We start from the raw sequence: 13,644 nt of genomic DNA, 5'->3' as shown, positions 1-13,644 counted from the left end.
AGAACGCTAAAACCATTGTGGGAGCGAGCAAGCCCGCTCCCACATTGGGGGCTGTATTGCTGGTGTTACGCGGTTTTCCAGGTGATCTCTTCTTCACCATCAGCGCTGATGCGCATCCAGCGATCCGCCGTTTCCTCGCCTTCTTCCTCGACCCACGTCCCCGGTGCACAACGCACTTCGACGTTCAGCGCAGCAAACGCGGCGCGGGCGCAGGCGATGTCGTCGTCCCATGGGGTCGCATCGCTTTCCAGGTACAGGCTGTTCCACTTGCCCACGGCTTTGGGCAGCCAGGTCACCGGGATGTTGCCGGCCTTGCACTTGTAGGTCTGGCCTTTCTGTACCCAGTCGCTGCACGGGCCCAACGCTTCACCGAGCCAGGCGGAAATGGCTTTGTGGTCGACGTCGGCGTCTTTCAGGTAAATCTCGATATCCGGTTGGCGCATGGATGTCCTCACTGCGGGTCTGAAAAATCCATTCGCGGATTTAGCCGGCCCCGGGCACTTGCCCGAGACCAAAAGTTATTGAAGAACGAAATAATCGTAGCGCATCGACACGGTGGTCACGAACGGCTCGGCCTGTTCGATCACCGCCGTGCGGCGTTCGGCACTGGCGCGCCAGCCGTGGGGTGTCATCGCCAGGAGGTTGGCGCGATCCTCGGGTTTGTCCAGCGTCAGCTTGAACTCCAACGTCTCACTGTGTGCCAGTGCCATGCCTGACGGCACCAAGGCCAGATGCTTGTCGTCGGTGTATTCGCGAACCTCGTCGTAAAGACGTTCGCGCAGTTCCATCAGATGGCCGCTGGTCGGGCCGACTTTCATCAGGCCGCCACCGACGCTGAGCAGGCGCTTGGCCTCTTCCCAGTCCAGCGGACTGAAAACGCTGGCGAGAAACTGGCAACTGCCCGCCGCCAATGGCACGCGGGCCATGCTGGCGATCAACCAGGTCAGTTGCGGATTGCGTTTGCAGGCGCGCTTGACGGCTTCGCGGGAGATATCCAGCGCGTAGCCATCGGCATCCGGCAGGGCTTCGGCGATTTGCGCGGTGTAGTAACCCTCGCCACAACCGATATCGACCCAGCGCGCCGGTGCGTAACTCGCTGCCAGCTCGGCCAGACGCTTGGCCACCGGCGCGTAATGCCCGGCGTTCAAGAAGTCGCGGCGCGCCTCGACCATCGCCTGATTGTCGCCAGGGTCGCGGCTGTTTTTGTGCTGCACCGGCAACAGGTTCAAGTAACCCTGGCGCGCACGGTCGAAGCGATGCCCGGCGGGGCAGACCACGCCGTTGTCTACCGCGTTCAGCGGCTCACTGCAGATCGGGCATGCCAGCATCAGGCGAGCAACTTGATCAGGGTCTGGTAGTAGATCTCGGTCAGCACGTCGAGATCGGCCGCCAGCACACGCTCGTTGACCTGGTGAATGGTCGCGTTGACCGGGCCCAGCTCAACGACTTGGGTGCCCATGGTCGCGATGAAACGGCCATCGGACGTGCCGCCGCTGGTGGACGCCTTGGTCTCGCGGCCGGTGATGTCCTTGATGCTCGACGACACCGCGTCGAGCAGCGCGCCCGGCTCGGTGAGGAACGGCAGGCCGGACAGCGCCCAGTCGATGTGCCAGTCCAGATCATGCTTGTCGAGGATGTCGGCCACGCGCTTTTGCAGGCCTTCAACGGTCGATTCGGTGGAGAAGCGGAAGTTGAACACCGCGACCAGATCGCCCGGAATCACGTTGGTCGCGCCGGTGCCGGAGTTGACGTTGGAAATCTGGAAACTGGTCGGCGGGAAGAAGTCGTTGCCGTGGTCCCAATGCTCGGCGGCCAGTTCAGCCAGGGCCGGCGCCGCGAGGTGAATCGGGTTCTTCGCCAGATGCGGGTAGGCGACGTGGCCCTGAATGCCTTTGATGGTGAGTTTGGCGCCAAGCGAGCCGCGACGGCCGTTTTTCACCACGTCGCCCACCAGTGTGGTGCTCGACGGTTCGCCGACGATGCACCAGTCCAGACGCTCTTTGCGCGCCGCCAGACGCTCAATCACAGCCTTGGTGCCGTGGTGCGCCGGGCCTTCTTCGTCGCTGGTGATCAGAAACGCGACCTTGCCCTTGTGATTCGGGTAATCGGCAACGAAACGCTCAGCGGCCACGGTCATCGACGCCAGGCTGCCTTTCATGTCTGCCGCGCCACGGCCGCAGAGCATGCCGTGTTCATCGATCACCGCATTGAACGGATCGATCTGCCAGGCGGTCACCGGGCCGGTCGGCACCACGTCGGTGTGACCGGCGAAGCACAGCACCGGGCCGTCGTTGTTGCCGTGGATGGCCCAGAAGTTATCCACATCTTCGATGCGCATCGGCTCCAGCGTGAAACCGGCATCGCCCAGGCGCTGCATCATCTGCTTCTGGCAATCGGCGTCGACCGGCGTCACGGACGGACGGCGGATCAGGTCGATGGCGAGTTGGAGGGTCGGCGAAAGGTCGGCGTGGGCCGTCATGGAGAACTCCGAAGATCATGAATGTGGGCGCGGACTAAATGTGGGAGCGGGCTTGCTCGCGAATGCATTGTGCCAGTCAACATCAACTTTTAATGACACACCGCATTCGCGAGCAAGCCCGCTCCCACAGGGATACAGTCCGGTCAGTCAGACCGCGTATCACGCCAAGCCCCGCAAAATGGCGGTTATCTTAAAGCAAAACGGCGACCATTGGCCGCCGTTTAGTGCATCGATGAGTATTTAGACGACCGGTGCCGGCTCAGGCGTCGCGGCAGGTTTTGGCAGTGACGACAGGAACGCCATGATCAGCGCCGCCAGATACGGCAGCGACTGCACCAGCAGCATCGCCACCCAGAAGCGCATGTCGTTGCTCGGAATGCCTTGCACCAGGAAGATCCCCAGCGCCGCGCCCCACAACAGCAGCATGATGAACAGCTCTTCCCGCGCTTCGGAAATCGCCACCCAGAAGCCGTGGTTGTCGGCGTTTTTCGGCGTGCGGAAGAACGGAATGCTGCTGGTGAAGAAGCCGTACAGCACCGCTTTGGCGATGGTGTGCGACAACGCCAGCCCGGCCAGTGCCGCACAGAACGCATCCTTGAGGTTCACGCCCACCGCGCGGCGATACAGGAAGATGATCTTGCCGACCTTGAACACGAACAGCGCCAGCGGCGGGATTGCGAAAATCAGCAGCGGCGGGTCGACCCGTTGCGGCACGATGATCATCGCCGCCGACCACAACAAAGCGCCGATGGTGAAGAAAATGTTCATCCCGTCCGCGACCCACGGCAACCAGCCCGCGAGGAAGTGGTAGCGCTGGCCGCGAGTCAGTTCGGTGTCCTGGCCGCGCAGCAGACTGCGGGTATGGCGCTTGATGATCTGGATGGCGCCATAGGCCCAGCGGAAACGCTGCTTCTTGAAGTCGATGAAGGTGTCCGGCATCAGACCTTTGCCGTAGCTGTCGTGGTAATACGCCGCCGACAGGCCTTTTTCGAACACGCGCAGACCCAGTTCGGCGTCTTCACAGATGCACCAGTCGGCCCAGCCCAGTTCTTCCAGAACCGAGCGACGGGTCATGGTCATGGTGCCATGCTGGATGATCGCGTCACGGTCATTACGGGTGACCATGCCGATGTGGAAAAAACCTTTGTACTCGGCGTAGCAGAGTTTCTTGAAGGTGCTTTCGTTCTGGTCGCGATAATCCTGCGGCGACTGCACCACGGCGATTTTCGGATCGGCGAAGTGCGGCACCATGTGCTTGAGCCAGTCAGGGTGCACGCAGTAATCGGAGTCGATCACGGCGATCACTTCGGCGTCCTTGGCGGTGTGCGGGATCAGGTAGTTCAGCGCGCCGCCCTTGAAACCTGCCAACGGCGCTACATGGAAGAACTTGAAGCGCGGGCCGAGGGTTGCGCAGTAGTCGCGCACCGGTTCCCACACCGCCGGGTCCTTGGTGTTGTTGTCGATGATCAGGACTTCGAAGTCCGGATAGTCGAGGTTGGCCAAGGCGTTGAGGGTCTGTTTGACCATCTCCGGCGGCTCGTTGTAGCAAGGCACATGGATCGACACTTTAGGTCGGTAGTCCGAATCGCCGATCACCGGCAGGAATTCTCGTCGGCGCTTGTGAGTCCACACCGCTTCGGCCAGTTCATGTGCCTCGGTGAGCAACACGATGAACACCCCGAGCGCACCCAGCGCCAGGAGGAAACCCACCGTCAGGCTGAACCAGGTGCTGTATTGCTGGCTGTAGTCGTAACCGATCCACACCAGAACCGAACCGCAGAGGAACGCGATAAAGGTCAGGAAGGTACGGCCACGCTGGCGCAGGGCCGAGCCGTCGATCATCAGCAGCGTCAGCGAGAGCAGCGCCAGCACCACCGAACCGATGGCCAGCACGCGCCATTGCGGAATCGCCACCACTGGGCCTTCAAAGTTGAATTTTTGCTGACGCGCCGCGTTGAACACGCCCCAGTACGCGCCGACCGACCCCTCGTCACTGGCCTTCCACGGCTGATCAAAGGCTTCGATCACGAAGTAGTTGAAGCCCTGGCGGTTGAGTTTGTTGACCAGCGTGCGCAGGTAGATCGCCTGATCCGCCGGCGACGCGTCGGCGCCACCGCGCATGCGACCGTTGCTCGGCCAGCCCACTTCGGACAGCAGCAGCGGTTTTTTCGGGAACATCTTTTTCAGGTCGCGGGCACGGTCGAAAACGAACTGTCCGGCCTTGTCGACGGGAATGAATTCCCAGTACGGCAGCACGTGCGCGGCGATCAGGTCAACGTGCTTGGCCAGTTCCGGGTGTTCTTCCCAAACGTGCCATTGCTCGGAGGTGGTCACCGGCACTTTCACGGCTGCGCGTACGCGATCAAGCAACACGCTCAGTTGCTCGGCAGTGATTTCCTTGCGGAAAATCGCCTCGTTACCGACCACCACCCGAACCACGCTGCGCGAAGTGTTGGCCAGTTCGATGGCACGCTGGATCTCCCGCTCGTTACGTTCCTGATCGGGGCTTATCCAGATCCCGAGGGTCACGCGTAAACCGAATTCTTCAGCCAGTTTCGGGATGTCTTGCAGGGAGCCGTCGACCGAGTAGATGCGGATGTTGTCCGTCAGCTTGCTCATGATCTCCAGGTCGCGGCGCATCTCCTCATCAGACGGATACTGATCCTTCTGTGGGTATTGTCCCTGCTGAAATGGCGAATAAGAGAAACCGGCGATCTGCTCCGGCCAGTTCGGTGCAGAAACCGGGCGATTGATCAGCGCCCAGAAACCGGTGAACAGGGCGGCGATTGCCAGAACCACCACCAGGTTGAGTCCAAATTTACGCGATGACATAGCTGTTTCGGGTTCCAAAGGCTGTGGAACGGAGGATCGGTCGGCTGTACGCCAGAGGGGCGCGCATCCTACACCGGCAGTTCGCCAGTCGTACATCGGACAGGGAAATGACTGACATTGGGCAACCGGCGTTGACTTAAGTTCTTACACTTGTAGCTTGAAGCTTAAAACTTGTCGCTGCGTAGCCCTATAATGCGCGCCGGTTTTTGGGGTAATGGTCATGAGTACAGAAGATCCACGGTTTGCAGGCATCGCCCGTTTGTATGGCATCGAAGGCCTGGAGCGTCTGCGCGCCGCCCATGTGGCGATCGTCGGCGTCGGCGGCGTCGGTTCCTGGGCGGCGGAAGCCATGGCCCGTTGCGGCGTGGGTGAAATCTCGCTGTTCGACCTGGACGACGTCTGCGTCAGCAACGCCAACCGGCAGTTGCATGCGCTGGACAGCACCGTCGGCAAACCCAAAGTCGAGGTCATGGCCGAGCGCCTGCGCGGGATCAATCCCGACTGCACCGTGCACGCGGTGGCGGATTTCGTCACCCGCGACACGATGGCCGAATACATCACGCCAAACATCGACTGCGTGATCGACTGCATCGACGCGGTCAACGCCAAGGCTGCGTTGATCGCCTGGTGCAAACGCCGCAAGATCCAGATCATCACCACGGGCGGCGCGGGCGGGCAGATTGACCCGACGCTGATTCAGGTCTGCGACCTGAACCGCACGTTCAATGATCCGTTGGCCTCGAAAGTGCGCTCTACGTTGCGCCGCGATTACGGTTTTTCGCGCACCGTGACCCGTCACTACAGCGTGCCGTGCGTGTTCTCCACCGAACAACTGCGCTATCCGAAGCCTGACGGCAGCATTTGTTTGCAGAAGAGCTTTGTCGGCGACGGCGTCAAACTGGACTGTGCCGGTGGATTTGGCGCGGTGATGATGGTGACGGCGACGTTTGGCATGGTCGCGGCAACCAAGGCTGTGGACAAGCTTGTGGCGGGTGTTCGGCGCCCGGCTGACCGAGTCAAACCTCAGGTTTGATGCAGAGGCTGATGGCCCCTTCGCGAGCAAGCCCGCATTGGGATGCGTTCCCCTGTGGGGGCAAACTTGCTCGCGAAGGCGATCAAACAGCCAACGCATTCATCCGCTTGAGCACGGCATTCAAGCCGTTACTGCGCGACGGTGAAAGCTGGCGCGAAAGCCCCAACTGGCTGAACCAGTCCGGCAAATCCACCTGCTGCAATTCATCAGCAGTCAACCCGTTGACCCGCACCAGCAGCAACGCCACCAACCCGCGAATCATCCGCGCATCGCTGCTGGCGCTGAATTGCCAGTAACCGTCCTGCAGTTTGCCCACCAGCCACACTTGGCTTTCACAACCATGCACCCGGTTGGCATCGTTTTTATCCGCATCGCCCAGCGGCGGCAGACGATCACCGAACTGCATCAGCAACCGCGCCCGCTGTTCCCAACCGGCAGCATTCTGAAAGGTTTGCAGCGCTTGCGCGGCGGCGATCGGCAGGCTCATCGCAACAATTCCAGCGCCTGATCCAGCGCTTCAAAAAAGCGCTCCAGATCTTCGGAGTCGTTGTACAGCGCCAGCGATACGCGAATCGCCCCAGCGAGCTCGAAGCTTTTGAGCAGTGGCATGGCGCAGTGATGCCCGGCGCGCACGGCAATGCCTTGCTCGGTGAGCAGGTGCGCCAGATCGGCGTTGTGCACGCCTTCGACGACAAAACTGGCCAGCGCCAGTTGCGGCGAGCCCAGCACGCGAATGCCGTTGCGAGCGGCGAGGCCGCACAGCAGATAATCATGCAGCGCCGCTTCGTGAGCAGACACCGCGTCCTGATCCAGCCCAGCCAGATAATCGAGGGTCGCCCCGAGGCCGATCACACTGGCAATCGGCGGCGTGCCCGCCTCGAAACCCAGGGGCGCCGGGCGGAAGCGCGCGTCGTGATAATTGGCTTCCAGCACCATTTCGCCGCCGAACTGCCACGGCTTCAGGTGTTCAAGCGCCTTGTTGCGCCCGAACAACACGCCGAGGCCATCAGGGCCATACAGCTTATGGCTGGAAAACACATAGAAGTCGCAACCGAGGGCCTGCATGTCCTGCCGACCATGTACCACGCCCTGGGCGCCATCGACCACGGTCAGGGCGTTTTGCGCCTTGGCCATGGCCAGCAACGCGGGCAGTGGTTGCCAGGCGCCGAGCACGTTGGACAACTGACTGACCGCCAGCAATCGGGTGCGCGGGGTGATCAAACGCACCGCCGCCGCGAGGTCGATCAAACCGTCGTCATCCAGCGGCAGGATCACCAGTTTCAGATCGCGACGTTGCGCCAGTTGCTGCCACTGCAGCAGGTTGGCGTGATGCTCCAGGGCGCTGATGACTATTTCATCGCCCGGATGGAAAAGATGTTCCAGGCCATAAGCCAGGAGATTCAGCGCACTGGTGGCGCCGTGGGTGAAGATGATCTGCCCGCTGTCACCGGCATTGAGCCACTGGGCAACCTTGAGGCGACTGTCTTCGAACGCTTGCGTGGCATGGGCGCCGGGCAAGTGCTGCGCACGGTGCACATTCGCTGCACCGTTGGCGTAGTAATGCGCCAATGCGTGGAGCAGGGCCTGGGGTTTTTGCGTGGTGGCGGCGTTGTCCAGGTAAGTCTGGTCTTGCCGTTGCAGTGCGGCGATGGCCGGGAAGTCGGCGCGCCACGGGGAGGGAATCATCATCTGTTCAGCCCTGTGAATTTGGGCGGGGTTTACGCCAGACCCTGCGGGAGCGGGCTTGCTCGCGAAAGCGTAGTGTCATTCAGCACTGCTGTTGAGTGACAGGACGCCTTCGCGAGCAAGCCCGCTCCCACAGGGGATCGGGTGGCTGCTTAGTTGTGAGCGTGCAGCGCTTCGTTCAGTTCGATGGCCGACTTGTGGGTTTTGCACTCCACGGCACCGGTTTGCGAGTTGCGACGGAACAGCAGGTCAGTCTGACCGGCCAGCTCGCGGGCCTTCACCACCTTGACCAGATTGTTGTGCTCGTCCAGCAGCGCCACCTTGGTGCCGGCGGTCACGTACAGGCCCGACTCGACGGTGTTGCGGTCGCCCAACGGGATACCGATACCGGCGTTGGCGCCGATCAGGCAGCCTTCACCCACCTTGATTACGATGTTGCCGCCGCCCGACAGGGTGCCCATGGTCGAGCAACCGCCACCCAGGTCCGAACCCTTGCCGACGAAGACGCCAGCGGATACACGGCCTTCGATCATGCCCGGGCCTTCGGTGCCGGCATTGAAGTTGATGAAACCTTCATGCATGACGGTGGTGCCTTCGCCCACATAGGCGCCCAGACGCAGGCGCGAGGCATCAGCGATACGTACGCCGGCCGGAACGACGTAGTCGGTCATTTTCGGGAATTTGTCCACCGAGAACACTTCCAGCAACTCGCCACGCAGACGGGCTTCGAGTTGCATTTCGGCCAGTTCGCTCTGGTCGATCGCCCCCTGGCTGGTCCAGGCAACGTTTGGCAGCAGCGGGAAGATCCCGGCCAGGCTCACACCGTGCGGCTTGACCAAGCGGTGGGACAGCAGGTGCAGCTTGAGGTAAGCCTCTGGCGTCGACGTCAGTTGTGTATCTTCGGCCAGTACGGTGGCGACCAGCGGCTTGTGGCTCTCGGCCAGACGGGTCAGCAGTTTGCCTTGAACGGCGTCGATGCCTTTGACCGCTTCAGCCAGTTGCGCAGCCTGCGCGGTGGTGAAGGTGATGGCCTGGTTGCCTTGGGTGTAACCGAGGATCGGCGCAACAGCCGCGACCAGTTCTGCCGACGGGTTGAGCAGTGGCTGTGCGTAGAACACTTCCAGCCATGCGCCTTGACGGTTTTGTGTGCCGACGCCGAAGGCGATGCTGAACAGGGAGTTGGACATGTGAATACCTCTAGCAATAAGTGACGGGCTGCTTTACTTGAGTGCGGCCGCGTAGATATCTGGCTTGAAGCCAATCAGGGTTCGGTCACCGAGATCGAGCACCGGGCGCTTGATCATCGAGGGTTGAGCGAGCATCAGTTCGATGGCTTTCGATTGGTCGAGATCGGCTTTGCGTTCGTCGTCGAGTTTGCGAAAGGTCGTGCCTGCGCGGTTCAACACCGTTTGCCAGCCGTGCTCGTCACACCATTGGGTCAGGTGTTCACGGTCGATACCGGCGGTTTTGTAATCATGGAAGTCGTAGCTGACAGCGTGTTCATCGAGCCAGGTGCGCGCCTTTTTCATGGTGTCGCAGGCTTTGATGCCGAAAAGGTGCAACGTTTTACTTGAAACGGTCAAGGAATCGCCCCCTTTACAGGTGCTGGAAAAAAATGGTCCGGGATTATGCCATGCCCCTTCGGGTAAAGCGCAAAACCTGTGGGCGCGAGTTGGCGAGACTGCGACGTAGGTGCAACGGTCACGCGCATCCTAAGCGGCTAATATGGCAGTTCAACGCTGTCGATCTCCTGAGATTTGTGCTTTATGCAAACTGCCTACACCGTCCTGATCCTGCTGATGCTGGTCAGCGTCTCGCGTTTGCTCGGACGGGTCATCCCGTTGCCATTGCCTCTGGTGCAAATCGCCGCCGGTGCCTTGCTGGCCTGGCCGACGCTGGGTCTGCATGTGGCGCTCGACCCGGAGCTGTTCCTGTTTTTGTTCCTGCCGCCGCTGCTGTTTTCCGACGGCTGGCGCATGCCCAAACGCGAGCTCTGGCATCTGCGGGGGCCCATCCTGACGCTGGCGGTGGGGTTGGTGCTGTTCACCGTGGTCGGCGCCGGGTACTTCATTCATTGGTTGCTGCCGACGATTGCGTTGCCCGTGGCTTTTGCTCTGGCAGCCGTGTTGTCGCCAACCGACGCCGTGGCCGTCTCGGCTATTTCGCAGAACCGCCTGCCGACGCCGCTGATGCACATGCTTCAAGGCGAGGCGCTGATGAATGATGCGTCGGGCCTGGTGACGTTCAAGTTCGCCTTGGCGGCAGCCGTCACCGGAGTGTTCTCGCTTGCCAATGCGAGCCTGGACTTTGTCGTGGTGGCAATCGGCGGGCTGGCCGTTGGCGTGGCATTGAGCTGGTTGGTCGGGCGCGGGCGCGCCTGGATGATCGCCCGTGGCTGGGATGATCCGGCCACCCATGTGGTGTTCATGTTGTTGCTGCCGTTCGCCGCGTACGTTTTGGCTGAGCGCCTGGGTGTGTCGGGCATTCTTTCGGCGGTGGCGGCGGGGATGATGCAGAGCTGGCTCGACCTGCTGCCGCGCCAGACCAGCACCCGACTGCTCAATCGCAGCGTCTGGTCGCTGCTGGAGTTTGCCTTCAACGGCCTGATCTTTCTGCTATTGGGCTTGCAGTTGCCGGACATTATCAAGGCGGTGGTCAGCCATGAGCCGACGCTGTGGCCAACGTTGTTTTATCGCTGCCTCGATGTGGTGGCGATTTTCCTGGCGTTGGTGCTGCTGCGGTTTATCTGGGTGCAAAGCATCTGGCGGTTGTCCGTGCTGCTGCGGCGTTTGCGTGGCAAAGGTGAGCTGACACAAGTGCCCACCGCCCGTTCCTGCTGGTTGTTGACCGTCGGCGGTGTGCGCGGGGCGGTGACACTGGCGGGCGTGATGTCGGTACCGATGTTGATAGGGGCGCACGCATTTCCTGAGCGTGATCTGCTGATCTTCATCGCTGCCGGCGTGATCCTGCTGTCGTTGATATCGGCCTGCATTGTGCTGCCGCTGTTGCTGCATGGAATCCAGAAGAGTCCAGACGACAAACGCCGTCAGGAAGTCCGCGATGCCTGGCGCCAAACCGCTGAAGCGGCCATTCATGCGCTTGAAACCGAAGAGTTCCCCCCGCAGGACGCTGCACAAGCGGCGTTGGCGGCAGAGCTCAAGGCCCGGATCATGTCCGAATATCGCCATCAACTGGACGTGTTCAATGATTCCGCCGAAGCGCAGGCGCTGGCGTTCCAGATGGATCTGCTGGAACGTCATTTGCGTGTGAAGGCACTGCGGGCGCAGCGCCTTGAGCTCTATAGCCTGAGTCGCCATCACCGGATCGGCGATGACGTGCTCAGGGAAGTGCTGGCTGACCTGGACTTGAGCGAGGCGAATCTGGGAAAGATCAAATAGGCAGTTGGCGATAGTTGATGGGGGGGTAGGTCTGACTTGCAAACAACTTGTCGCCTTCGCTGAGTGTTGTATTTATTTTTGTCTGCCAATTCGACAAGGTCATGAAGTCTGGTATGTGGTAGTGCATGACGGAGTCTTTATCGTACTTGCCAAAAGACAGTGTTTGGGTCGGGTCAACATCAAAGAGATTAAGGTTGACTCGTGCTTTGGTCCAGCCGAAGTTGGTTTTGAAGAAGTTATAAACTACCGGTTTGTTCCACGGAATATTGGCCTGGGGGTGCAGGTGCGCATGATGAAAGCCCAAAGCATGACCAAACTCATGAAGCAGTGTGCGCTCAAAATCAAAGTGGTCCGGTTCTACTCCGATGCACAGGGTCGGAAGGTCAGCGTGGATGTTGAGTGCTTCTGTCCCCATGGTCGAGTAGCTATCCTTGCCGCCCACAGCGATGCGAATTTCCCCCTTGTCATCCGCCACGATTTCAAAGGCCAGACTGACGTAAGGCTCCCATTGGCGAATGATCCTTTCGATTCGGTCTCTCAGGTCAACAGGAACATCGTGGGCGAAAGAGATTTTAAGGGTGCTGGCGTTTTCCCAGAAATAGTTGGCATAAGCGACTGAGCGCTTGTGACGTCCTTGAGACAACGGTTGTACCCGGTCTTCGGTATGTTCTTCATTGATCGAGTCAGTGCAGTTGTTTTTATTCTGCAGCTTCAGTTCTACATAGTGGAATATTTGCATGATTAACATCCGTGTTGGTTGTGAATGTCTGTCCTGATCCATTGGACAAACCTGTTTAAGCGGATGCGAAGATAATCTGGTTGGGCGTTCTTTGGGGGCAGATGTTGTAACTTTATGCTGGATCCACGTTCCGCTATTGCATTTTTTTTCAGGGTTTGGAGTATTGGCGCACAGGGATAACTCAGGGCGGCCGGACAGGAGACTGTTGATGGGGTGAATGTGTAACTTTTAATCAGGCCGTTGCGCCAGGTTGCCTGGCGCAAGACTTGGACAGTTACTGCTTGCGAGTAATAAAAGCGCGAATCCGCTCAGCCGCTTCAACGCATTCTGCCAAGGGGGCTACCAGCGCCATGCGCACGCGGCCAGCCCCAGGGTTGACGCCATCCACTTCCCGGGAGAGATAGGAGCCCGGCACCACAGTCACATGTTCTTCGGCAAACAGGTCACGGCAAAACGCCGCGTCATCACCTTGCACATTCGGCCACAGATAGAAGCTGCCATCCGGGCGCTGCACATCCAGCACCGGGCTGAGGATCTCCAATACGGCATCGAATTTCTCGCGGTACAGCGCACGGTTGGCACGTACATGCACTTCGTCATTCCACGCGGCAACGCTGGCCAGTTGGGTTTGTACCGGCATCGCACAACCGTGGTAGGTGCGATACAGCAGGAAGCCTTTGAGAATGTCGGCATCGCCGGCGACGAAACCGGAGCGCAGCCCCGGCAGGTTGGAGCGCTTGGACAGGCTGTGGAAGACCACGCAGCGTTTGAAGTCCTTGCGGCCCAGTTCTACGCAAGCAGTGAGCAAGCCCGGCGGGGGCGTCTGTTCGTCGAAGTACAACTCGCTGTAGCACTCATCGGCGGCGATCACGAAATCGTATTCGTCGGCCAGGGCGATGAGTTTTTTCAGCGTCTCGACCGGGATCAGCGCACCCGTCGGGTTACCCGGCGAGCACAGGAACAGGATCTGGCAGCGCGTCCAGATGTCCGGCGAGACGGCATCGAAGTCGGGGTTGAAACCGTTCTCGTCCAGGCACGGCAGGTAATGCGGCTTGGCACCGGCGAGGAAGGCGGCGCCTTCGTAGATCTGATAGAACGGGTTCGGGCTGACCACCAGTGCGTCGTCACCCCGGTTGACCACGGTTTGGGTGAAGGCAAACAGCGCCTCACGGGTTCCGTTGACCGGCAGCACGTTGCGCGCCGGGTCGATCCAGCCGGTTGGCACGCCGAAGCGACGCTCGCACCAGCCGGCAATGGCTTCGCGCAGCGCCGCAATGCCGAGCGTGGTCGGGTACACCGCCATCTGATCCAGATTATTGGCCAACGCCTCGGCGACGAAGCTTGGCGAGCGATGCTTCGGTTCACCGATGGACAGCGCGATCGGGCGCTTGTCCGGATTCGGCGTGACGGTGCCGAGCAGGGCGCGCAGCTTTTCGAAAGGGTAGGGCTGGAGCTGGTTCAGAGCGTTGTTCATTCG

Annotated in this window: 12 protein-coding genes; 2 read left to right on the top strand and 10 right to left on the bottom strand. The window is 60.5% G+C overall.

Annotated elements, in window-relative coordinates; genetic code table 11:
• Positions 1-65: 65 nt before the first annotated feature.
• From AACY11_RS08930 to AACY11_RS08915, 4 genes are all read right to left on the bottom strand, one after another.
• Positions 66-443, bottom strand: a complete 378-nt coding sequence (locus AACY11_RS08930; protein ID WP_339430531.1) for a hypothetical protein — start codon at positions 441-443, stop codon at positions 66-68.
• Positions 444-518: 75 nt separating this feature from the next.
• Complete coding sequence (locus AACY11_RS08925) at positions 519-1,328, bottom strand: putative RNA methyltransferase (RefSeq protein ID WP_339430532.1); 810 nt, start codon at positions 1,326-1,328, stop codon at positions 519-521.
• On the bottom strand, positions 1,328-2,479 hold the full coding sequence (dapE, locus tag AACY11_RS08920) for a succinyl-diaminopimelate desuccinylase (protein ID WP_339430533.1): 1,152 nt from the start codon (positions 2,477-2,479) through the stop codon (positions 1,328-1,330). The genes AACY11_RS08925 and dapE overlap by 1 nt, the downstream gene beginning before the upstream one ends.
• A gap of 240 nt (positions 2,480-2,719) precedes the next feature.
• On the bottom strand, positions 2,720-5,311 hold the full coding sequence (locus tag AACY11_RS08915; RefSeq protein WP_339464333.1) for a glycosyltransferase: 2,592 nt from the start codon (positions 5,309-5,311) through the stop codon (positions 2,720-2,722).
• Positions 5,312-5,531: 220 nt separating this feature from the next.
• Here AACY11_RS08915 and tcdA point away from each other — a divergent pair, with 220 nt between their 5' ends.
• On the top strand, positions 5,532-6,344 hold the full coding sequence (gene tcdA / locus AACY11_RS08910; protein ID WP_401160484.1) for a tRNA cyclic N6-threonylcarbamoyladenosine(37) synthase TcdA: 813 nt from the start codon (positions 5,532-5,534) through the stop codon (positions 6,342-6,344).
• Positions 6,345-6,426: 82 nt separating this feature from the next.
• Here the strand turns inward: tcdA and AACY11_RS08905 are convergent, their stop codons facing one another.
• The 4 genes from AACY11_RS08905 to AACY11_RS08890 all read right to left on the bottom strand — a co-directional run bounded on the left by AACY11_RS08905 (position 6,427) and on the right by AACY11_RS08890 (position 9,613).
• Positions 6,427-6,831: a SufE family protein gene (locus tag AACY11_RS08905; protein WP_339430536.1), complete on the bottom strand. Its 405-nt coding sequence runs from the start codon at positions 6,829-6,831 to the stop codon at positions 6,427-6,429.
• Positions 6,828-8,033, bottom strand: coding sequence for an aminotransferase class V-fold PLP-dependent enzyme (locus AACY11_RS08900; RefSeq protein WP_339494451.1), 1,206 nt, complete (start codon positions 8,031-8,033; stop codon positions 6,828-6,830). Before AACY11_RS08900 ends, AACY11_RS08905 begins: the two co-directional genes overlap by 4 nt.
• Positions 8,034-8,182: 149 nt before the next feature.
• The gene (dapD, locus tag AACY11_RS08895; RefSeq protein ID WP_339494449.1) at positions 8,183-9,217 is read right to left on the bottom strand and encodes a 2,3,4,5-tetrahydropyridine-2,6-dicarboxylate N-succinyltransferase; all 1,035 of its coding nucleotides are present in this window, start codon (positions 9,215-9,217) and stop codon (positions 8,183-8,185) included.
• Positions 9,218-9,250: 33 nt separating this feature from the next.
• Positions 9,251-9,613, bottom strand: a complete 363-nt coding sequence (locus AACY11_RS08890; protein WP_003222107.1) for an ArsC family reductase — start codon at positions 9,611-9,613, stop codon at positions 9,251-9,253.
• Between the two features lie 183 nt (positions 9,614-9,796).
• Here AACY11_RS08890 and AACY11_RS08885 point away from each other — a divergent pair, with 183 nt between their 5' ends.
• Entirely contained in the window at positions 9,797-11,428 is a 1,632-nt protein-coding gene (locus AACY11_RS08885) for a Na+/H+ antiporter (RefSeq protein WP_339430539.1), read from the top strand.
• On the opposite strand, the gene AACY11_RS08880 is transcribed toward AACY11_RS08885, so the two are convergent.
• Positions 11,421-12,167, bottom strand: a complete 747-nt coding sequence (locus AACY11_RS08880; protein ID WP_339430540.1) for a M12 family metallopeptidase — start codon at positions 12,165-12,167, stop codon at positions 11,421-11,423. The genes AACY11_RS08885 and AACY11_RS08880 overlap by 8 nt on opposite strands.
• Positions 12,168-12,441: 274 nt before the next feature.
• Complete coding sequence (dapC, locus tag AACY11_RS08875; protein ID WP_339430541.1) at positions 12,442-13,641, bottom strand: succinyldiaminopimelate transaminase; 1,200 nt, start codon at positions 13,639-13,641, stop codon at positions 12,442-12,444.
• Positions 13,642-13,644: the final 3 nt, after the last annotated feature.

This window comes from Pseudomonas sp. RA_105y_Pfl2_P56, assembly GCF_963970845.1.
GTDB classification, from domain to species: domain Bacteria; phylum Pseudomonadota; class Gammaproteobacteria; order Pseudomonadales; family Pseudomonadaceae; genus Aquipseudomonas; species Aquipseudomonas baetica_A.
This window is presented reverse-complemented; position numbering and strand designations above follow the sequence as displayed.

Bases quoted from the DNA above. Each gene is read 5' to 3' on its own strand.
- AACY11_RS08930 (WP_339430531.1), bottom strand. From the start codon at position 443: ATGCGCCAACCGGATATCGAGATTTACCTGAAAGACGCCGACGTCGAC.
- AACY11_RS08925 (WP_339430532.1), bottom strand. From the start codon at position 1,328: ATGCTGGCATGCCCGATCTGCAGTGAGCCGCTGAACGCGGTAGACAAC.
- dapE (WP_339430533.1), bottom strand. From the start codon at position 2,479: ATGACGGCCCACGCCGACCTTTCGCCGACCCTCCAACTCGCCATCGAC.
- AACY11_RS08915 (WP_339464333.1), bottom strand. From the start codon at position 5,311: ATGTCATCGCGTAAATTTGGACTCAACCTGGTGGTGGTTCTGGCAATC.
- tcdA (WP_401160484.1), top strand. From the start codon at position 5,532: ATGAGTACAGAAGATCCACGGTTTGCAGGCATCGCCCGTTTGTATGGC.
- AACY11_RS08905 (WP_339430536.1), bottom strand. From the start codon at position 6,831: ATGAGCCTGCCGATCGCCGCCGCGCAAGCGCTGCAAACCTTTCAGAAT.
- AACY11_RS08900 (WP_339494451.1), bottom strand. From the start codon at position 8,033: ATGATGATTCCCTCCCCGTGGCGCGCCGACTTCCCGGCCATCGCCGCA.
- dapD (WP_339494449.1), bottom strand. From the start codon at position 9,217: ATGTCCAACTCCCTGTTCAGCATCGCCTTCGGCGTCGGCACACAAAAC.
- AACY11_RS08885 (WP_339430539.1), top strand. From the start codon at position 9,797: ATGCAAACTGCCTACACCGTCCTGATCCTGCTGATGCTGGTCAGCGTC.
- AACY11_RS08880 (WP_339430540.1), bottom strand. From the start codon at position 12,167: ATGCAAATATTCCACTATGTAGAACTGAAGCTGCAGAATAAAAACAAC.
- dapC (WP_339430541.1), bottom strand. From the start codon at position 13,641: ATGAACAACGCTCTGAACCAGCTCCAGCCCTACCCTTTCGAAAAGCTG.